Below are 19335 nucleotides of genomic sequence, written 5' to 3'. Positions count from 1 at the left end.
ACGCACGCGCGCCCTCGTCATGGTCACACTTTCCCTCCTTCACGTCTCGACGGCAGGCGCGGGCATGGCAGTGGCCAAACTCACACCCGACCGACGCTTGTCCCCACAGCCACCTGGCGTTGCCGAACGCGAGCCGGTACGCACGTTCGCCACCGCCGTACCGGCCGGTGCCGCCGACGGCGTGGCGGACGCCTCCGTTCTGGGACGACGGCTCGCCGGGCTGCTCGGCGGCTCGCAGACCCCAACCAACGCGGTCGTGATCGACGCCCGTACCGGCCGGCAGCTGTTCGCCCAGAACGGTGACCGACCCGCCACGCCCGCGTCCACCACCAAGCTGGTCACGTCCGTGGCGGCGCTGGCCGCGCTCGGACCCGAGCACCGGATCGCCACCAAGGTCGTCCGAGGCGGCGGCGGGGTCGTGCTGGTCGGCGGCGGGGATCCTACATTGACCGCGCTCCCCGCGTCCGCAGGGCAGGGGCGTCCGGCGTTCGCGTCGCTGGCCGATCTCGCGCGGCAGACGGCCGCGGCCCTCAAGGCGTCCGGCACGCGTCGCGTGCGCGTGGACTACGACGCGACCGCCTACCAGGGCCCGCGCACCGCCGCGGGCTGGAAACCCAACTACCTGCCGGACGGCGAGGTCGCCCCCGTGAGCGCGCTCACTGTGGACGAGGGCAGGGTCGCCCCTGGCACGCTCACCAAGACCCGTGTGGGCGACCCACCCGCCGCAGCGGCCGCTGCGTTCGCACGCATGCTCACCCGTAACGGCGTCGCCGCCACCCGGGGCCGCCCGACCAGGGCGCCCGAGGACGCTGCCCGGCTCGGCGCCGTGCAGTCACCGCCGTTGTCGGTGCTGGTGGAGCATCTGATGACCGAGAGCGACAACGACGTCGCCGAAGCGGTCGCCCGTCAGGTGGCGATGAACAGGGGGTATCCGCCCTCCTTCGCCGGGGGTGCCCAGGCCGTCATGGAGGTTCTCGGCGAACTCGGCGTCTCCGCCGGGGTGATGGTCAACGACGGTAGCGGGCTGTCGACGGGCAACCGGATCACGCCGATCGCGCTGGCGCGGCTGGTCGCCCTCGCCGCATCGGACGACCGTCCCCAACTGCGTGCGGCGATAACCGGCATGCCGGTGGCGGGGTTCTCCGGCACCCTGTCCCCGCCCCGCTACATGACCCCCTCCAGTGCGGCGGGCGCCGGCCTCGTCCGGGCCAAGACGGGGACGCTCGCGGGAGTCAGCACGCTGGCCGGATACGCCTACGACGCCGACGGGCGCCTGCTGGCGTTCGCGTTCATGACGGGGGACGGGACGGGCACGGTGGACCCCTCCCGTCTCGACGCCCTCGCCGCCATCGTCGCCTCCTGTGCCTGCACCTGAGCCCGCCCCGGCCGTTTCTGAGGCCGCGCCCGCGCGCGCTTGGGGCCGCCGCCGCACGCGCTTGGCCGCATCGGCCAGCATCTGTGGGCGAACTGAGGGTGGAGTACGCGGTTCTCCGAGGGTATGGATGTGGTCGTACGGGAGATAACGGAATCGGTTGTTCGTTGAACGATCTGCAGGGGCGCTCAGGCGCCGGGGTCGAAACGTACGGTGGAGTACATGAGCGCCTCAATGATCGATTGGAACGTCGCGGTGCAGACCGGCACCCGGCTCGTCCGGCCGGGGCCGCAGGTCGGGCAGGCCGAGGCGCGCGAGGTGGTGGCGCAGCTGCGCGAGCTGTCCCGCGTCGCACACGGGCATGTCGGCGACTTCACCGGCATGCGGGCGGAGGCCGCCCCCGCCCCGGCGACGATCGTGGACAGGCCCGGCTGGATCCGTGCGAACGTGGACGGCTTCCGGGTGGTGCTCGAACCCCTCATGGAGCAGATGGCCGAGCGCCGTGGGACGGGGTTGCTCGGCAGTGGGGGCGCGGGCGTCGTCGTGCAGGCCGTGGGCTCCCGCGTGACCGGCATGCAGGTGGGCGCGATCCTCGCGTACATGGCGAGCCGGGTGCTGGGCCAGTACGAGCTGTTCCTGCCTCCGGACCCGTCCGGCCGTGCTCCCACCGGAAGACTCACCCTGGTCGCCCCCAACATCGTCCAGGTGGAGCAGGAGCTCGGCGTGGACGCGCGGGACTTCCGCCTCTGGGTGTGCCTGCACGAGGAGACGCACCGCGCCCAGTTCACCGGGGTTTCGTGGCTGCGCGAGTACGTCCAGGACCAGATGACCAAGTTCCTGCTCGCCTCCGACCTCGACCCCGGGGCGCTGCTGGACCGCCTGAGGGACGCGGCCGACGCGATCGCCGACGCCGTGCGCGGCGGTGAGTCCAGCCTGATCGACGCGATCCAGACCCCCGAGCAGCGCGAGATCCTGGACCGGCTCACCGCTGTGATGACGCTGGTCGAGGGGCACGGCGACTACGTCATGGACGCGGTCGGCCCCGAGGTGGTGCCGTCCGTCCAGCAGATCCGCGCCAAGTTCCAGCGGCGCCGTGAGGGCGGCACCCGCATGGACAAGACCATCCGGCGGCTGCTCGGCATCGACCTGAAGATGCGGCAGTACGCCGAAGGGTCGCGGTTCGTCCACCGGGTGGTGGCCGAGGTCGGCATGGACGGCTTCAACCGGGTGTGGGATTCGGCCGAGACGCTGCCCACCCACGACGAGATCAAGGAGCCGGCACTGTGGATGGACCGGGTGCTCGGCCCCCGAGCCATCGAGGCGACGACTCCCGATGCGCAGACCCCCGAGGCCAACGGGGCGTGAACGCCGCCATCTCGTCCAGCCCCGGGCGCGTCACCGGCGGGCGGTAGGGGCAATGGGGCCTGACCCGGCCGTGGCGACGGTTCGTGTGGCGGTACGGCGCGTCCTCGACATGCTGCCGCCCGAACGCATGGTGCTCGTCGCGTGCAGCGGCGGCGCCGACTCGCTCGCGCTGGCGGGGGCGCTGGCGTTCGAGGCCCCCCGGGCGGGGCGTCCGGCGGGGGGCGTCACGATCGACCACGGCCTGCAGGAGGGCTCGGCCACGCGCGCGGAGAAGGTCGTCAGGGCGATGGCAGACCTCGGGCTCGACCCGGCGGGGGCGGTCACCGTCACGGTGGGGGACCATGGCGGGCCGGAGAACGCGGCCCGGGACGCCCGTTACGCCGCCCTCGACGAGACCGCCGCCAATCTGGGGGCGGCCGCCGTGCTGTTGGGGCACACCAGGGACGACCAGGCCGAGACCGTCCTGATGGGGCTCGCCCGAGGCTCGGGAGCCCGTTCGCTCGCGGGCATGCCTCCCTCGTTCGTCCGCACCCTTGAGGCGCGGGAGATCCGTTACGTGCGGCCGCTTCTGGACATCGACAGGGCCACCACGCGACGGGCGTGCCTGGCCATGGGACTGGAACCCTGGGACGACCCCCACAACGACGATCCCGCCTACACGCGCGTTCGCGTACGCCACGAAGCGTTGCCCGTCCTGGAGAAGGCGCTTGGCCCCGGAATCACCGAGGCGCTTGCCCGTACCGCACGTATGCTGCGCGACGACGCCGACGCCCTGGACGGCATCGCCGACCGCTCCTACGCCGATTGCGAAATCACCGCGCCAGAACCGTTCTCCGTGGCGCTCACCCTGGACGGCCTGGCAGGGCTTCCCAAGGCCGTACGCACACGGGTGCTGAGGAAGGCGGCGATAGCCGCGGGCAGCCCACCCGGTACGCTCGCGGCCGTTCACGTGGAACACGTGGATCGGCTGGTCACCGCCTGGCGCGGACAGCGGCACGTCGACCTGACCGGGGGCGTGCGCGCGTACCGGCGAGAGGGAAGGCTGCTGTTCGGCCCGGGCCGGCCCGAGTGACTATGCGTTTCCCGGAGGGTGGGGTAGTGGACGAGAAGGACCTGGGCGCCGACCTGGCGAAGGTGCTCATTCCGGAGGATCAGCTCCAGGCCAAGGTGCGCGAGCTGGCGGCGCAGGTGGACGCCGACTACGCCGGCAAGGACCTGCTGCTGGTCGGTGTGCTCAAGGGCGCCGTGATGATCATGGCGGACCTTGCCCGGACGCTGCACACACCTGTCTCCATGGACTGGATGGCGGTGTCCTCGTACGGCTCGGGCACCAAGTCGTCGGGGGTCGTGCGTATCCTGAAGGACCTGGACGCAGACATCATGAACCGGCACGTTCTGATCGTCGAGGACATCATCGACTCGGGCCTGACGCTGTCGTGGCTGGTCAGCAATCTGCGCTCACGCGGCCCGGCCTCGCTGGAGATCTGCGCGCTGCTGCGCAAGCCGGAAGCGGTCAGGACCGAGGTGGACGTCCGCTACATCGGGTTCGACATTCCGAACGAGTTCGTCGTCGGGTATGGCCTGGACTATGCCGAGAAGTATCGGAATCTGCCCTTTGTGGGGACGCTGGCGCCCCACGTTTACGGAGGTGAGAGCGTCTGAGGGAGCCCGGCACCGGCGTCGGTGAAGCGCCCGCGCGGCGCCGCGGAGACCCCGCGGACGGCCGTCAGGGAACATCAGACCGGCGTGGATCGTTGCATTGGAGGCTGACGGGTATACCGGAAGGATCAGGGATCCGCGCTGGCTGCGCCCCCCGCTCCGCCCGGTGTACCGTCGGTGTCCCGGACCAGCGCCGGGGAAACCGCCCGGTGGGGCCGGTCGCCTCGGCGGGCCGGGGGCTCCGGCGAGGGTCCGCCGCACGCATGGAGCCGGATCACAGTGGCGTCCGTCCTGCGGGACGGGCGAGGATCGCAATAGGAGGGACGGGCCCCGGAGGGGTTACCGGATAAATGGACGTGAAACGCTACTTTCGCGGGCCGCTGCTGTGGATCCTGCTGTTGGGCCTCTTGGTCGCCATGGTCATGTGGGGGATGAACCCCGGCCGCTCGTACGAGAAGACCGACACCTCCAAGGTGGTCCAGGAGATCGCCGCCGGCCAGGTCCGCTCCGCCAAGATCATTGACAAGGACCAGCGGATCGAGGTCACCCTCACCAACGGCAAGCACCAGCAGGCCAGCTGGGTCGACGGCCAGGGACTGCGGCTGCAGGAGCAGCTCCAGCAGCAGGCCCAGGCCGGCAAGCTGCCCGGGGGTTACAACGTCGAGGTCCCCAAGCAGAGCTTCTTCCTCAACCTGCTGTTCAGCCTGCTGCCCATCGTGGTCATCGTGTTGATCTTCCTGTTCATCATGAACCAGATGCAGGGCGGCGGCTCGCGGGTGATGAACTTCGGCAAGTCCAAGGCCAAGCTGATCACCAAGGACACGCCGAAGACCACGTTCGCGGACGTGGCCGGGGCCGACGAGGCCCTGGAGGAGCTTGAGGAGATCAAGGACTTCCTGCAGAACCCGGCCAAGTTCCAGTCGATCGGCGCCAAGATCCCCAAGGGCGTGCTGCTGTACGGCCCGCCCGGCACCGGCAAGACCCTGCTGGCGCGCGCCGTGGCCGGCGAGGCCGGTGTGCCCTTCTACTCGATCTCCGGTTCCGACTTCGTCGAGATGTTCGTCGGCGTCGGCGCCTCCCGGGTGCGCGACCTGTTCGAGCAGGCCAAGGCCAACGCCCCGTCGATCATCTTCATCGACGAGATCGACGCCGTCGGCCGGCACCGCGGCGCGGGCCTGGGCGGCGGCCACGACGAGCGTGAGCAGACCCTCAACCAGCTGCTGGTCGAGATGGACGGCTTCGACGTCAAGGGCGGCGTCATCCTGATCGCCGCCACGAACCGGCCCGACATCCTCGACCCGGCGCTGCTGCGTCCCGGCCGCTTCGACCGCCAGGTCACCGTTGACCGTCCCGACCTGGAGGGCCGCAAGGGCATCCTGCGGGTGCACGGCCGCGGCAAGCCGTTCGCGCCCGACGTCGACCTGGACGTCATCGCCCGGCGCACCCCCGGCTTCACCGGCGCCGACCTGGCCAACGTGATCAACGAGGCGGCGCTGCTGACCGCGCGGTTCGACCGCAAGCTGATCGACATGGACACCCTGGAGGAGTCCATCGACCGGGTCATGGCCGGCCCGGAGCGCAAGACCAGGGTCATGTCCGAGAAGGAAAAGAAGATCATCGCCTACCACGAGGGCGGGCACGCGCTGGTGGCGCACGCGCTGCCGAACGCCGACCCCGTGCACAAGGTGACGATCCTGCCGCGCGGCCGCGCCCTCGGCTACACCATGACCCTGCCGATGGAGGACAAGTTCCTCACCACCCGGTCGGAGATGACCGACCAGCTGGCCATGCTGCTGGGCGGCCGCACCGCCGAGGAGCTGGTGTTCCACGAGCCGACCACCGGCGCGGCCAACGACATCGAGAAGGCCACCTCGATCGCCCGCAACATGGTGACCGAGTACGGCATGAGCGAGCGCCTCGGCGCCCGCAAGTTCGGCACCGGCGCGGGCGAGGTGTTCCTCGGCCGTGACGTCGGCCACGAGCGCGACTACTCCGAGGACATCGCCTCGGCGATCGACGACGAGGTCCGCCGCTACATCGAGGCCGCGCACGACACCGCCTGGGAGATCCTCGTCGAGTACCGCGACGTCCTCGACGACCTGGTACTGCAGCTCATGGAGAAGGAGACCCTCTCCAAGGAGCAGGTGCTGGAGATCTTCGCGCCGATCCGCAAGCGGCCGCACCAGAACTCCTACACCGGCTACGGCAAGCGGCTGCCGTCCGACCGGCCACCGGTCCTGACGCCCAAGGAGCTGGCCCTGCTCGGCCCGCAGGACGTCGCGGACCTGACCAAGAACAACGGCCAGGGATCGGGCCAGGCAGAGCCCGCCCCCGACCACCCGTCCTCGGGCGAGAGCTGATCGTCTTGACCGAACGGTACGACGACGACGCGTTCCGGGACCCGGCGGCCGACCTGGCCGCCGGGTCCACCGGCGTCTCCGGTGACCCCGCCGCCAACGGCGGCGAGCCCGCCACCCCCGGCGAGCCCGCCGGCTCCGGCCTGGTGGTGCCGGGTCGCGGCGAACGCGTCTTCGACCACGCGCGCATCGAACGCGCCGTCCGCGAGATCCTCATCGCCATCGGCGAGGACCCCGACCGCGACGGCCTGCGCGAGACCCCGGCCCGGGTCGCCCGCGCCTACGCGGAGCAGTTCGCCGGCCTCCGCCAGGACCCCGAGGACGCCCTGAACAAGGTCTTCGAGGCCGACCACGACGAGATGGTCCTGGTCAAGGACATCGAGGTCTACTCGATGTGCGAACACCACCTCACGCCGTTCCACGGGCTGGCGCACGTCGGGTACACGCCGAACGAGAAGGGCCACATCACCGGCCTGTCGAAGCTCGCGCGGCTGGTGGACGTGTACGCCCGGCGGCCGCAGGTGCAGGAACGGCTGACCAGCCAGGTCGCCGACGCGCTCATGCGGATCCTGGAGCCGCGCGGGGTGATCGTGGTGATCGAGGCCGAGCACCTGTGCATGACCATGCGCGGCGTGCGCAAGCCGGGCGCCAAGACGGTGACCTCGGCCGTGCGCGGCGCGTTCCGCGACCGTCCCGAGACACGCGCCGAGGCCATGGGGCTGATCCTCGGAAGCTGACCCGACGCCAACGACGGGCCCTCGCCGCGACGGCGGGGGCCCTGTTCGTCGGTGGGCGTCCCGGGTCACCGTTGGTAAGGGGCCGTGGACCGGGGCAACGCGATCAAGGCATAGGGTTGGAACATGACCGACGTCGCCGTCCCAGGGCTGCCCACGCCAGGGCGCTGCCTCGTCATGGGCGTGGTCAACGTGACGCCGGACTCCTTCTCCGACGGCGGCGCCTGGTTCGACGTCGACAAGGCGATCCGGCACGGGCTGGACCTCGTGGCCGAGGGCGCCGACCTGATCGACGTGGGCGGCGAGTCGACCCGTCCCGGAGCGCAGCGGGTGTCGCGCGAGGAGGAGCTGCGCCGGGTCGTCCCCGTGATCGAGGCGCTGTCGGCCGAGGGGATCCCGGTCAGCATCGACACCATGCGCGCCGAGGTGGCCGAGGCCGCGGTGGCGGCCGGTGCCCGGCTGGTCAACGACGTCAGCGGCGGCCTCGCCGACCCGGACATGCCGCGCGCGGTGGCGGCTGCGGGCGTGCCGTACGTGGTGATGCACTGGCGCGGGCACAGCCACGACATGCAGACGCGGGCCGTGTACGACGACGTCGTCCGGGAGGTCCGCGACGAGCTGCTGAGCCGGGTGGACGCGGTGCTGGACGAGGGCGTCGACCCGTCCATGATCGTGCTGGACCCGGGGCTGGGGTTCGCCAAGCACGCCGAGCACAACTGGATGTTGCTGGCCCACCTGGACGTCCTGCACGACACCGGCTACCCGGTGCTGGTGGGCGCCTCCCGCAAACGCTTCCTGGGGCGGCTCCTGGCGGGCCCGGACGGAACGCCGCGTCCGTTCGCCGACTGCGACGACGCCACCGTGGCGGTGTCCTCCCTGGTCGCGGCGGCGGGCGCCTGGTGCGTACGCGTCCACCACGTGCGCCCCAACGCCGACGCCGTCCGGGTGGCGGCCGCAGTACGCATCGCCGCGGCCAAGACCGCACCCCTCCCCTCGTCCTCGACAAGTCCCCAGGCCAACCCCTCGCCGCACGGGAACCCGCAGCCCGACCATGCCGCGCAGGCGGGTGGCGGCGCGTCTGCGGGTGGTGGCGCGCGGGCCGAAGGTCGCATGCAAGCCGGTGGTACGCAGGCTGGTGGTGCCGTGCAGGCCGGTGGTGCCGCGCAGGCCGGTGGTGCCGGGCAGGCGGGTGGTGTGGGGCGGCGTTTGGGAGAGTTGCGTGGCGACGGGGGGTTGTGGGGTGGCGGTGGTGGTGTGCAGGGTGGCAGGCGATGAGTCGTGCGGTGGAGCGTGACGAGCTGGTCGAGGCCAACGCCGAGTTCTACGCGGCGTTCGAGGCGGGCGACCTGGACCGTATGTCGGCGGTGTGGGCGGACGGGCCGTACGCGTCCGGTGTGACCTGCGTGCACCCGGGGTGGACCCGGTTGCGCGGGCGGGACGAGGTGCTGCGGTCATGGGCGCTGATCATGGCGAACACCGAGTACATCCAGTTCGTGCTGACCGATGTCGAGGCCGACGTTTACGGCGAGCAGGCCGTGGTGACGTGCAAGGAGAACATCCTGACCGCCGAGGAGGGCGCCGAGAACGGATTCCTGGCCGCGGGAAGCATGATCGCGACGAACGTGTTCGTCCGCGTCGGCGGAGGCTGGCGGCTGCTGGTCCATCACGGGTCCCCGATTCTGAACGACACAGAGGAGCAATGAGCTGGACCGGATAGAACTGCGCGGGCTCCGCGCCCGGGGGCGGCACGGCGCGCTGCCCGCCGAGCGGGAGCTGGGCCAGGAGTTCGTGGTGGACGTCACGCTGGGTCTGGACACCCGCCCGGCGGCGGCCGAGGACGACCTGTCCCGTACCGTCGACTACGGATCTCTCGCCGACCGGCTGGTCGCCGTCGTGGAGGGCGAACCCGTCGCCCTCATCGAGACGCTGGCCGACCGGCTGGCGGGAGTCTGCCTGCAGGACCGGGCGGTGGCCGAGGTGGAGGTCACCGTCCACAAGCCGCACGCCCCGGTGCCGCACCCCTTCACGGACGTGGCCGTGAGGATCAGGAGGAGTCGTCCATGACAGCGTCCGAGCGTATGCCCGACCGCACCGCGACCGGTGGCCACATGCTGGTCGCCCATCGCGTCGTGTTCTCCCTGGGCAGCAATCTCGGCGACCGGCTGGACAACATTCAGGAGGCCGTCGACGCGCTGTTCGACGCGCCCGGCCTGGACTTCGTGGCGCTCTCCCCGGTTTACGAGACCGCCCCGTACGCCCCGCCCGGCGAGACCCTTCCCGAGCAGGGCGACTACCTGAACGTCGTGCTGGTGGCCGACACCCGGCTGCCACCCGAGAACCTGCTGGAGCGGGTCCTCAACATCGAGAACTCGATGCGGCGCACGCGCGAGGTCCGCTGGGGCCCGCGCACGCTGGACATCGACATCGTGATGTTCGGCAACATCACCTCCGACGACCCCGACCTGACGCTGCCGCACCCGCGCGCGCACGAGCGGGCGTTCGTGCTGGTGCCGTGGGCCGACATCGAACCGGACGTGCTGCTGCCCGGGCACGGACGCGTCGGTGACCTGGCCGCGGCCAAGCAGGCCGAGGCCGCGACCGCGGTGCGCCGCCGCGACGACCTGAGCCTCCAGCCTCCTGCATGAGACCGTCCCGCCCGACGTTCCTGCTCGCCCTGGTGATCGTCATCGGACTGATCACCTGGGCGGTGCTGGACACCGCGTACGTGTCGCTGCCGCCGCTGCCGTGGACGGCGGTGCCGACCCTGCTGCTGCTTGCGCTGGGCGAGGCGTTCACGGGCGTGAACATCCTGCGCCGCATCCGGCGACGGCCGGGGACCAAGCCGGTGGAGCCGCTGGTCGTCGCCCGGATGGCGGCCCTGGGCAAGGCCAGCGCGCACGCCGCGGCCGTCCTGGCGGGCGTGTTCGCCGGGTTCGCGGCCGCGCTGTCGGGGTCGCTGGACAAGCCGACTCCGCGCGACGACTTCTTCGTCAGCACCGCCACCTTCGTGGCCGCCGTGGTCCTGGTGGGCGCGGCGTACTTCCTGGAGTACGCCTGCCGCGTCCCCAAGGGCCCGGACGAGGAGCACCACGACCGGGGCGCCTCCCGAGCCTGAGACGGCCGAGGCTCGGCGGCCCCCGGCCGCGGCGGGCGCCGCGGCGGGCGCCGGGGCGGGTGTCCCGCGCCGCCTACTTGTCGACGTCGCCGACGACGAAGAACATCGACCCCAGGATGGCGATCATGTCGGCGACCAGGTTGCCGGGCAGCAGTTCCGACAGCACCTGGATGTTGTTGTACGAGGCGGACCGCAGTTTCAGCCGCCACGGGGTCTTCTCGCCGCGTGAGACGAGGTAGTAGCCGTTGATGCCGAGGGGGTTCTCCGTCCAGGCGTAGGTGTGGCCCTCGGGGACCTTCAGCACCTTCGGCAGGCGCTGGTTGATCGGGCCGGGCGGCAGGTCGGCCAGGCGGTCCAGGCAGGCGTCGGCCAGGTCCAGCGAGGCGTACACCTGGTCGAGCAGGCACTCGAACCGGGCCAGGCAGTCGCCCTCGGTGCGGGTGACGACGCGCACGTCCAGGTCGCCGTAGGCCAGGTACGGCTCGTCGCGGCGCAGGTCGAAGTCGACGCCGCTGGCACGGGCGATGGGGCCGGACACCCCGTACTGCAGGATCTGCTCGCGGGTCAGGACGCCGACGCCGCGGGTGCGGGCCCGGAAGATCTCGTTCCCCAGGATCAGGTCGGCGATGTCGGACATGCCCGCCCGCACGTCGGCGATCGCGTGCCGGGTGCGGGCCGTCCAGCCGGCGGGCAGTTCCTCCTTCAGGCCGCCCACCCGGTTGAACATGTAGTGCATGCGGCCGCCGGAGACCTCCTCCATGACCCGCTGGAGCTGCTCGCGCTCGCGGAAGGCGTAGAAGATCGGCGTCATCGCGCCGACCTCCAGCGGATAGGAGCCGAGGAACATCAGGTGGTTGAGCACCCGGTTCAGCTCGGCCAGCAGGGTGCGCGCCCACACCGCGCGCGGCGGCGCCTCCATGCCGAGCATGCGTTCGGCGGCCAGCACCACGCCCAGTTCGTTGGCGAACGCCGACAGCCAGTCGTGCCGGTTGGCGAGCACGATGATCTGCCGGAAGTCGCGGACCTCGAACAGCTTCTCCGCGCCCCGGTGCATGTAGCCGATGATCGGCTCGGCGGTGGCGATGCGCTCGCCGTCCAGCGTGAGCCGCAGCCGCAGCACGCCGTGCGTGGACGGGTGCTGCGGGCCGATGTTGAGGATCATGTCCTCGGTGGCCAGTTCCTTGGCCCCCGCGCCGATCCCGACGATGCGTTCCGTGGTCATCCGCTTCGCCACCGTTCACCTGCGGGTGCGATGCTCATCTGCACATCGTCCCACGCTTCGGGCTCGCGGTATTCCGGCGGTTTCCGGTTGACTAGGACGCAATGAACCCCAGCCATGAGCGATACCCGCCCCCGCAGGCCCCCTCGACGGCGCCAAGGCAGCCTCCGGGCTCCCCTCAGCCGGGCGTCCCGCCTGCCGCGAACCCGCCCCAGAACGCGGCCCCGTCGCAGGGCGCGGTCCCGTCGCAGGGCGCGGGCACGGCGTACGGCGTGACTCCGAATGCGGGCGCACCGAATGCGGGCACACCGAACCCGGGGGCGCCGAATCCGGGTGTGCCTATGGGGGTGCCGCAGTATCCGGCGGGACAGGCGTTTCAGCCCGGCGGCGGGCTCGCGTGGGCGGGGATCTCGAAGCGGTACACCTGGCATCGGCGGATCGCGGCGACGCTGTGGGCGGTGCCGATCGCGGCGCTCGGGGCGTTCCTGGTGTCACGCGGCGGCGGGGCGCTGGGGGCGGCCCTGTGGGGGGCTGCGGCGCTGATCTCGCTCGTGCTGGCGTGGGTCGTGGCCGAGCTGGCGTACCGGTCGTGGGGGTACGCCGAACGCGGTGACGACCTGCTCGTCATGCACGGCGTGTTCGTCAAGCGCCTGGTGGTGGTGCCGTACGGGCGGATGCAGTTCGTGGACGTCACGGCCGGCCTGCTGGAGCAGTGGATGGGCATCGCCACCGTGCGCATGCATACCGCCGCCGCCGCGACCGACGCGGTGATCCCCGGCCTGCCGGCCGCCGAGGCGGCCTCGCTGCGCGACCGTCTGGCGCAGAAGGGCGAGGAACGGAGCATGGGCTTGTGAGCGGCCCTCCCCAACCTCCAGCACCGTACGGAGGGCCGTATCGCGCCCCGGGCGGTTACGGGCCTCCAGGGTTGCACGGGATGCCGCAGAGGCACCCGGCCGGATATCCGTATCCACCGGGCCCGCACGGGCCGTACTACGGGCAGGCCCCGCCGCCGGTACGGTTCTCGGAGGGTGTGCATCGGCTGCACTGGGCGACCGGGCCGTTGCGGACGTTCGTCATTCTCAGCATCTACTTCGTGCTGCTGGGCCTGCCGTTGCTGCTGACCCAGACCGACGACGGCGTCGTCCTCGAAATCACCCCCGAGGTGGCGACGCGATTCCTCGTCGTCACCGTTCCCATGACGGTCGTCGCCGTGGGAGTGGGGCTGTGGACGTGGCTGGCCCTGCGGTTCCGCGTGGACGGCGACGACCTGGTGGTGGAGACGGGGCTGCTGCGCAAGCGCAAGCGGCGGATTCCGCTGTCGCGTGTCCAGGCCATCGACGTGGTGCGTCCCCTGGTGACGCGGCTGTTCGCCTTGGCCGAGGTACGGGTGGAGTTGGCCGGGGGCGAGCAGAGCGAGATCGCACTGCGTTACCTGGGGCGCAACACCGCGCAGCAGTTGCGCGCGGAGTTGCTGGCGCGCGCGGCGGGTCTTCCCGGCCACACCCCGGAGGCCCCGGAACGACCGTTGTGGCGGGTCTCCGGCGGGGCGCTGTTCGGTTCGCTCGTGTTGCGGCTGCCGGTCCTCGGCACGGCTCTGCTGCTCTTCGTGTCGCTGGTGCTGCTCCTGCTGTACGCGGAGCTGGGCATGCTGGCCGTGGCCATTCCCGCGTTGCTGGGCCTGGTGCGTGCCGTGGTCGCGCCCATGGTGATGTACGGCGCCTTCACCGTGGCGACGTCCCCCGACGGGATACGGCTGCGGTACGGGGTCCTGGAGACCCGCATGCAGACCGTCCCCCCGGGACGGGTGCAGGCCATCAGCATCGTGGAGCCGTCCCTGTGGCGGCCCTTCGGGTGGGCGCGGCTCGACGTGACCGTGGCCGGGTACGCGGGGGAGCGCCAAGCGTTGTCGTCCGTGCTGCTGCCCGTGGCGCCCCGGCAGGTGGCGCTGCACCTGGTGGCGCAGGTGTTCCCAGGGGCGAACGTGGACGCCGTCCAGCTGTTGCCCGCCTCGTCCAAGGGCCTCGCGGGCGGGGCGGCCAGCGCCGGCACCGACGACCGCGTGTTCGTGACCCGGCACGGCCACCTCTGCCGCCGCACGGACGTGATCGCGCACGCGCGAGCGCAGAGCGTGCGGCTGACGGTGAATCCGCTGCAGCGCCTGCTGGGGCTCGCCACCGTCCACATCGACGCGCCGCCGGGCCCGGTGCGGGTCGCGGCGGCCGACCGCGACCTCGGTGAGGCCCGCGCGATCGTCGAGTCGACGGCCCGGCGCGCCCAGGCCGCGCGAGCCGCCGGTGGCGACCCCGGCCGCTGGGCCGCCCGCTGACCCCGGCGCCAGGACCGGCGCCCCCGCGGCGGTGGGGTTTGTGCAGCTTGGGGGGCATAGGGTCCGGGGTATGAGCGAAGTTCCTCCGGCGGAGCGGGAGTACGATCCGTGGTCGCCCGAGTTCGTGGCGGATCCGTATCCGGTGTTCGCGCGGCTGCGCGCCGAGCGGCCCGTCTTCTATCACGAGCCCACGGAGCAGTGGGTGGTCACGCGGCACGCGGACGTGGACGCGTTGCTGCGCGACCGGCGGCTGGGGCGGTCCTACCTGCACGTCGCCACGCACGAGGAGTTCGGCCGCGAGCCCGAGCCGGAGTTCCTCAAGCCGTTCTGGGACCTGATCCGCGCCGGGATGCTGGACGTGGAGCCGCCCGTGCACACCAGGCTGCGGCGGCTGGTGTCCAAGGCGTTCACCGCGCGGATGGTGGAGGGGCTGCGGCCCATGATCCGCGGGCTGGCCGAGGAGCTGGCCGGGGCGCTGGTCGCCGAGGGCGGTGGCGACCTGCTGGCCGAGGTCGCCGAGCCGCTGCCGGTCACCGTGATCGCCGAGATGCTGGGCGTGCCCGCCTCCGACCGCGGCCTGCTGCGGCCCTGGTCGGCCGACATCTGCGGGATGTACGAGCTGAACCCGTCGCCGGAGGCGCAGCGCACGGCGGTGCGCGCGGCCGTGGAGTTCTCCGACTACCTGCGCGGCCTGGCCCGCGAGCGGCGGGCCGCGCCCCGCGACGACCTGATCAGCGCGCTGGCCCAGGTGGTGGACGAGGGCGACCGGCTCACCGAGGACGAGCTGGTCGGCACCTGCGTGCTGCTGCTCAACGCCGGGCACGAGGCGACGGTCAACGCCACCGGCAACGCCTGGTGGGCGCTGTTCCGCAACCCGGGTGAGCTGGAGCGGCTGCGCGCCGACCACTCGCTCGTGCCGTCGGCCGTCGAGGAGCTGCTGCGCTACGACACCCCGGCGCCGATGTTCGAACGGTGGGTGCTGGAGGACGTCCGGGTCGCGGGGGTCGACATTCCGCGCGGTGCCGAGGTGGCGCTGCAGTTCGCCTCCGCCAACCGGGACGAGGACGTGTTCCCTGAGCCCGACCGTCTCGACCTGGGGCGCGACCCCAATCCGCACATCACGTTCGGGCTGGGCATTCACTACTGCCTGGGCGCTCCGCTGGGCCGCATCGAGATGGCCGAGTCGTTCGGCGCGCTCCTGCGGCTCGCCCCGCGCATGCGTCTGGTGGACGAGCCCAAGTGGAAGCCCGGGTTCGTTCTACGGGGCCTGCAGGCGCTGAACGTCGAGGTCTAGACGGACGCCCGTACGGCCAGGGACGCGGGCATGTCGATGCCCACCGTCTGGGCGAGCCAGCCGAAGCCGCCCAGCCCGTCCGGATCGATGAGCTCGGCGTCCTCGCCGGCCGCGCACAGGGCCGCGACATACGCCCGAGGGTCGCTGTGCGCCATCTCCACGGGGGGACGCGTGCCGGTCAGGCCGAGGGCGCGCAGGGCTTCCCGCTGGGTGGTCAGCAGCGAGGCGGTCGCTCCGGCCTCCTCGCCCGCCGTCGTGCAGGCGTCCAGCGCCACGTGGGCCGTGACGTCGCACGAACCGTCGGGCACGGCGGGGACGGCGGCGCCGTCGCGGTAGCCGGTCAGCGTCCCGTAGACGGGACGGGACGCCAGGGTGTGGGAGTAGTCCACGGCCACGGCCAGGCCCCGGCGCAGCCGTCCGATGACCGAGGCCCACGCGGCGCAGCGCGGATGGCCCACCTCCGCGCGGTCGCCGGGTTCGCGCAGCGGCCACCAGCGCTCCAGCCAGCGGCGGTCCTCGTCGGACGGCTCCGGGCCGGGACGTTCGTCGCCCGTGAAAGGGTCCACGAGCACAGTGCGCGGCCCGGCGGAGGTCTGCTCGACGACGTCGAGCGGCACGTTGTCCAGCCACTCGTTGGCGATGACCATCCCGGTGACGGCGTCCGGCAGGTCGGCGCGCCAGGCGATCCGGCCGGGCAGGCCGGGCGGGCGCGGCGCGATCTCCACCGCGGTGGGCGACAGCCGCGCGCCGAGGCCGGGGTCGACGGCGTCGAGGATGCCCGCCAGCAGCCGTCCGGATCCGGCGCCCACGTCGACCAGGTCGACGCGGGGCGGATGGCCCAGCGCGGCGTCCACCTCGCCCAGCAGCCGGGCCAGGGCCTCGGCGAACCGGGGTGAGGCGTGCACGGAGGTGCGGAAGTGGTCGCCGGGGTTCTCGCCGCGCCGATAGAAACCGTCCCGCCCGTACAGCGCCCGCTCCATCGCCGTGCGCCACGTCAACCACGCCGCCGCCACACCTTGACGTTACCGGTTGACGCCGCGCCGCGAGCGGAGGACGACGATCACCGGACGTGGCCGCGGGGCGGTCCTTCCCCGGGGGTAGGCGCGTCCGACCTCAGGCTGATCCCGCTTGACGTGCGTGAACCTAGGGTGGACGGCATGGTCGGCAGAGCCTGGGACTGGGTGCGGCGCAAACGCCCGCTCGTGGACTGCTTCTTCGCCTCGCCGTGGCTGCTGATGACGATCCCCGGGGTCTACGGCGGAATCCACGGCATCGGCCCCTGGCAGGCCGTGGCGTTGATGGCCGGGCTGCTGGGGCCGATGGCGCTGCGCCGCACGCTGCCGCGCACGACGTTCGCCGTGGTGGCGCTGGTGTCGTTCGTCCAGTGGACGGCGGACCTGGAGATCGTCCCGGCCAACGCCGCGGTGCTGATGGGGCTCTACACCATCGCGGCGGGACCGTCGTTCCGCTGGGGGCTGGCCGCGCTGGCCGTGACGGTGGCGGGCGCGGCGATGGCGGCGGTGCGGTACGCCACCGAGGCCTCCGATCCCAGGTACGCCTTCCTGATGATGACGGCGATGGCGCTGGGGGTGTGGCTGCTGGGGCTGCACATGCGCACGCGCCGCGAGTACCTGCGGTCCCTGGAGGAGCGCGCCGAACGGCTGGAACGCGAGCGCGAGACCGAGGTGCAGATCGCCATGGCCGCCGAGCGGACCCGCATCGCGCGCGAGCTGCACGACGTGGTGGCGCACAACGTCAGCGTGATCGTCGTGCAGGCGGACGGCGCCTGGTACGCCATGGACGGCGACCCGGCGCGGGCGCGGCGCGCGCTGGAGGCGATCTCGGCGACGGGGCGGCAGGCGCTGGCCGAGATGCGGCGGCTGCTGGGCGTGCTGCGCGAGGGCGGCGAGGCGGTGCCGTCCCAGGCGTCCGTGCCGGAACCGTCCGAGGGCGCGTACGCGCCGCAGCCCGGAGTGGACCAGCTCGCCGACCTGGTGGAGAAGGTGCGCGAGGCCGGGCTGCCGGTGGAGTTCGACAGCGAGGGCACGCCGCCGGAGATGTCGCAGGGCCGGGAGCTGACCGTCTTCCGGATCGTCCAGGAGGCGCTGACCAATACCCTCAAGCACGGCGGCCCGCACGCCACCGCCCGGGTCCGGCTCCGCTACGGCGCCGACGCGCTGGAGATCGAGGTGACCGACGACGGGCGCGGCGCCGCGGCGGCCGACGACGGCCGCGGGCACGGCCTGGCCGGGATGCGCGAGCGCGTCGCGGTGTACGGGGGGCACGTGCGCGCCGGGCCGCGGCCGGGCGGTGGTTTCGAGGTGGTCGCCAGGATCCCGTTGCGCGAGGAGGTCAGGACGTGAGCGAGCCGCAGTGGCCCGGGAACGCGGCTGGAGGCGGCCCCGGCGTCGGGCCCGACGGCGAGCGGCCGGTGCGGGTGCTGCTGGTGGACGACCAGGAGCTGGTGCGGGCGGGCTTCACGATGGTGCTGGACGCCCAGCCGGACATCGAGGTCGTCGGGGAGGCCGGGGACGGCGCGCAGGCCCTGGAGCGGCTGCGGGCCACGCGCGCCGACGTGGTGCTCATGGACGTGCGGATGCCGCGCATGGACGGCATCGAGGCGACCCGGCGGATCGTGTCCGGCGCGTATCCGGGCCCGCCCAAGGTGATCATCCTGACCACGTTCGACCTCGACGAGTACGCGTTCGCCGCGATCAAGGCGGGGGCCGGGGGATTCCTGCTCAAGGACGCCGGGCCGGCGCAGCTGATCGAGGCGATCCGGGCGGTGCACTCGGGCGACGCGGTGGTGGCGCCCAGCACGACCCGGCGGCTGCTGGACCGGTTCGCCATGCACCTGCCGGACGCCGAGCGCAAGGCGGTCGGGGCGCTGGACGCGCTGACCGAGCGCGAACGCGAGGTGCTGCTGCTGGTGGCGCGCGGCCTGTCCAACGCCGAGATCGCCGGGCGGCTGTTCGTGTCGGAGGCCACCGTCAAGACGCACATGGGGCGGATCCTGACCAAGCTGGGGCTGCGGGACCGGGTCCAGGCGGTGGTGTTCGCGTACGAGACGGGGCTGGTCAAAAGCGGGCAGAATGGTCACATAGAGTAACGATAACATTGCGCTGAGGTGACTTTTTGCGGCCGGAGTTGCCGATCGCTTTTCATTACCAGTGAGTAGCTGAATAACTACCGATGGTTACCTCACCGAGGTGACGCGCCCATGCGAGTGGCGGGGCCCGTCCGGGCCCCATCTATCGGGAGGATTCACGTGCTCAAGAAGCTCGCCGCCACCGGCGTCCTCGGCTTCGCCGTCACCGGTGCCGCCCTGATCGCCGCGGCGCCCGCCAACGCCGACATCGTCACCAGCGGCGCCGGCGGGGTGCTCTCCGGCAACCAGATCCCCGTCACGGCCAACGTGCCGGTCAACGTCTGCGGCAACTCCACGCAGGTGCTGACCGCCGTCGGCCTCGCCGGCGCCGGGTGCAAGGGCGGCGCCGCGGTGGTCTACCCCAGGCCGTACGGCTACTGATCCGCCGCCGCTGATCGGCGCGGCGCGGTCCCGGGGACGCCGCCCCTGATCGGCACACGGCGAACGACGAGAGCGCCGGAGACCACGAGCTGGTCTCCGGCGCTCTGTCGTGTGCGCGCGGCGGCGGGCACCCGGTCGCCTCGCGGGGGGACGGGGCCGTACGACTCAGGTCGTACGCGGCACCGCGCGGTAGCCCCGACGCCGACACCGATCATGGACGCGCGGTCGATGGCGGGACGGCGCCGGATTCCTAGCGTGGAACACGTTGTCCACGTCCCCGAAGGAGCCAGCGTGACCAGCACGTTCACCAACACCCCCGGCGAAGGGGCGGCCGCGTCCGCCGGGGCCGCCGCACCGCCCGCCGT

At 72.2% G+C, this 19335-nt stretch carries 18 protein-coding genes and 1 pseudogene; 17 read left to right on the top strand and 2 right to left on the bottom strand.

All coding sequences use genetic code 11. The annotated features are described in order from the left end of the window. Positions 1-97 precede the first annotated feature (97 nt). From dacB to ABZ801_RS30425, 11 genes and pseudogenes are all read left to right on the top strand, one after another. Positions 98-1375, top strand: a complete 1278-nt coding sequence (dacB, locus tag ABZ801_RS30475) for a D-alanyl-D-alanine carboxypeptidase/D-alanyl-D-alanine-endopeptidase (RefSeq protein ID WP_360704273.1) — start codon at positions 98-100, stop codon at positions 1373-1375. Positions 1376-1594: 219 nt separating this feature from the next. After that, a complete protein-coding gene (locus ABZ801_RS30470) occupies positions 1595-2737 on the top strand; it encodes a zinc-dependent metalloprotease (RefSeq protein ID WP_344949232.1) in 1143 nt (380 codons plus the stop codon). Positions 2738-2789: 52 nt separating this feature from the next. Beyond that, entirely contained in the window at positions 2790-3809 is a 1020-nt protein-coding gene (tilS, locus tag ABZ801_RS30465) for a tRNA lysidine(34) synthetase TilS (protein WP_360704269.1), read from the top strand. 26 nt (positions 3810-3835) lie between these two features. Next, a complete protein-coding gene (gene hpt / locus ABZ801_RS30460) occupies positions 3836-4399 on the top strand; it encodes a hypoxanthine phosphoribosyltransferase (protein ID WP_344949226.1) in 564 nt (187 codons plus the stop codon). A 347-nt stretch (positions 4400-4746) separates the two neighbouring features. Next, complete coding sequence (gene ftsH, locus ABZ801_RS30455; RefSeq protein ID WP_344949223.1) at positions 4747-6756, top strand: ATP-dependent zinc metalloprotease FtsH; 2010 nt, start codon at positions 4747-4749, stop codon at positions 6754-6756. Positions 6757-6896: 140 nt separating this feature from the next. Further along, on the top strand, positions 6897-7490 hold the full coding sequence (gene folE / locus ABZ801_RS30450; RefSeq protein ID WP_344949863.1) for a GTP cyclohydrolase I FolE: 594 nt from the start codon (positions 6897-6899) through the stop codon (positions 7488-7490). A gap of 174 nt (positions 7491-7664) precedes the next feature. Further along, a pseudogene (gene folP, locus ABZ801_RS30445) lies at positions 7665-8450 on the top strand (dihydropteroate synthase); the annotation flags it as partial. A 308-nt stretch (positions 8451-8758) separates the two neighbouring features. Continuing rightward, positions 8759-9190 (top strand): nuclear transport factor 2 family protein, encoded by a 432-nt coding sequence (locus tag ABZ801_RS30440; RefSeq protein ID WP_344949220.1) that lies wholly within the window; start codon positions 8759-8761, stop codon positions 9188-9190. Between the two features lies 1 nt (position 9191). Further along, complete coding sequence (gene folB, locus ABZ801_RS30435) at positions 9192-9551, top strand: dihydroneopterin aldolase (protein WP_360704720.1); 360 nt, start codon at positions 9192-9194, stop codon at positions 9549-9551. Further along, positions 9548-10132: a 2-amino-4-hydroxy-6-hydroxymethyldihydropteridine diphosphokinase gene (folK, locus tag ABZ801_RS30430; RefSeq protein WP_344949217.1), complete on the top strand. Its 585-nt coding sequence runs from the start codon at positions 9548-9550 to the stop codon at positions 10130-10132. The genes folB and folK overlap by 4 nt, the downstream gene beginning before the upstream one ends. Continuing rightward, complete coding sequence (locus ABZ801_RS30425; protein WP_360704264.1) at positions 10129-10602, top strand: DUF3180 domain-containing protein; 474 nt, start codon at positions 10129-10131, stop codon at positions 10600-10602. Before folK ends, ABZ801_RS30425 begins: the two co-directional genes overlap by 4 nt. A gap of 73 nt (positions 10603-10675) precedes the next feature. Here ABZ801_RS30425 and ABZ801_RS30420 read toward each other — a convergent pair whose 3' ends face one another. Further along, entirely contained in the window at positions 10676-11824 is a 1149-nt protein-coding gene (locus tag ABZ801_RS30420; RefSeq protein ID WP_344949212.1) for an NADH-quinone oxidoreductase subunit D, read from the bottom strand. A 338-nt stretch (positions 11825-12162) separates the two neighbouring features. Here ABZ801_RS30420 and ABZ801_RS30415 point away from each other — a divergent pair, with 338 nt between their 5' ends. The 3 genes from ABZ801_RS30415 to ABZ801_RS30405 all read left to right on the top strand — a co-directional run bounded on the left by ABZ801_RS30415 (position 12163) and on the right by ABZ801_RS30405 (position 15441). Beyond that, the gene (locus ABZ801_RS30415) at positions 12163-12675 is read left to right on the top strand and encodes a PH domain-containing protein (protein ID WP_344949210.1); all 513 of its coding nucleotides are present in this window, start codon (positions 12163-12165) and stop codon (positions 12673-12675) included. Between the two features lie 80 nt (positions 12676-12755). Continuing rightward, on the top strand, positions 12756-14147 hold the full coding sequence (locus ABZ801_RS30410) for a PH domain-containing protein (protein WP_360704261.1): 1392 nt from the start codon (positions 12756-12758) through the stop codon (positions 14145-14147). Positions 14148-14217: 70 nt separating this feature from the next. Further along, positions 14218-15441 (top strand): cytochrome P450, encoded by a 1224-nt coding sequence (locus tag ABZ801_RS30405; protein WP_360704258.1) that lies wholly within the window; start codon positions 14218-14220, stop codon positions 15439-15441. Here the strand turns inward: ABZ801_RS30405 and ABZ801_RS30400 are convergent. Then, positions 15438-16439, bottom strand: a complete 1002-nt coding sequence (locus tag ABZ801_RS30400) for an SAM-dependent methyltransferase (protein ID WP_360704256.1) — start codon at positions 16437-16439, stop codon at positions 15438-15440. The two genes, ABZ801_RS30405 and ABZ801_RS30400, sit on opposite strands and share 4 nt — an antisense overlap. Before the next feature lie 159 nt (positions 16440-16598). Between ABZ801_RS30400 and ABZ801_RS30395 the strand changes: the two genes are divergently transcribed. The 3 genes from ABZ801_RS30395 (at position 16599) to ABZ801_RS30385 (ending at position 18970) form a co-directional block, all read left to right on the top strand. Next, positions 16599-17804, top strand: coding sequence for a sensor histidine kinase (locus ABZ801_RS30395; protein WP_360704253.1), 1206 nt, complete (start codon positions 16599-16601; stop codon positions 17802-17804). A gap of 68 nt (positions 17805-17872) precedes the next feature. Continuing rightward, positions 17873-18550 (top strand): response regulator transcription factor, encoded by a 678-nt coding sequence (locus ABZ801_RS30390; protein ID WP_344949857.1) that lies wholly within the window; start codon positions 17873-17875, stop codon positions 18548-18550. A gap of 159 nt (positions 18551-18709) precedes the next feature. Continuing rightward, complete coding sequence (locus tag ABZ801_RS30385; protein WP_344949195.1) at positions 18710-18970, top strand: chaplin family protein; 261 nt, start codon at positions 18710-18712, stop codon at positions 18968-18970. Positions 18971-19335 lie beyond the last annotated feature (365 nt).

This window comes from Actinomadura sp. NPDC047616, from assembly GCF_040642915.1.
Classification (GTDB): domain Bacteria; phylum Actinomycetota; class Actinomycetes; order Streptosporangiales; family Streptosporangiaceae; genus Spirillospora; species Spirillospora miaoliensis.
The sequence above is the reverse complement of the archived record's forward strand: the minus strand, read 5'-3'. Positions and strand labels throughout refer to the sequence as shown.

Excerpts from the sequence above, each read along its gene's own strand:
- ABZ801_RS30470 (WP_344949232.1), top strand. The coding sequence starts at position 1,595 with ATGAGCGCCTCAATGATCGATTGGAACGTCGCGGTGCAGACCGGCACC.
- tilS (WP_360704269.1), top strand. The coding sequence starts at position 2,790 with ATGGGGCCTGACCCGGCCGTGGCGACGGTTCGTGTGGCGGTACGGCGC.
- ftsH (WP_344949223.1), top strand. The coding sequence starts at position 4,747 with ATGGACGTGAAACGCTACTTTCGCGGGCCGCTGCTGTGGATCCTGCTG.
- ABZ801_RS30440 (WP_344949220.1), top strand. The coding sequence starts at position 8,759 with ATGAGTCGTGCGGTGGAGCGTGACGAGCTGGTCGAGGCCAACGCCGAG.
- folK (WP_344949217.1), top strand. The coding sequence starts at position 9,548 with ATGACAGCGTCCGAGCGTATGCCCGACCGCACCGCGACCGGTGGCCAC.
- ABZ801_RS30425 (WP_360704264.1), top strand. The coding sequence starts at position 10,129 with ATGAGACCGTCCCGCCCGACGTTCCTGCTCGCCCTGGTGATCGTCATC.
- ABZ801_RS30420 (WP_344949212.1), bottom strand. The coding sequence starts at position 11,824 with ATGACCACGGAACGCATCGTCGGGATCGGCGCGGGGGCCAAGGAACTG.
- ABZ801_RS30415 (WP_344949210.1), top strand. The coding sequence starts at position 12,163 with ATGGGGGTGCCGCAGTATCCGGCGGGACAGGCGTTTCAGCCCGGCGGC.
- ABZ801_RS30410 (WP_360704261.1), top strand. The coding sequence starts at position 12,756 with ATGCCGCAGAGGCACCCGGCCGGATATCCGTATCCACCGGGCCCGCAC.
- ABZ801_RS30405 (WP_360704258.1), top strand. The coding sequence starts at position 14,218 with ATGAGCGAAGTTCCTCCGGCGGAGCGGGAGTACGATCCGTGGTCGCCC.
- ABZ801_RS30395 (WP_360704253.1), top strand. The coding sequence starts at position 16,599 with ATGGTCGGCAGAGCCTGGGACTGGGTGCGGCGCAAACGCCCGCTCGTG.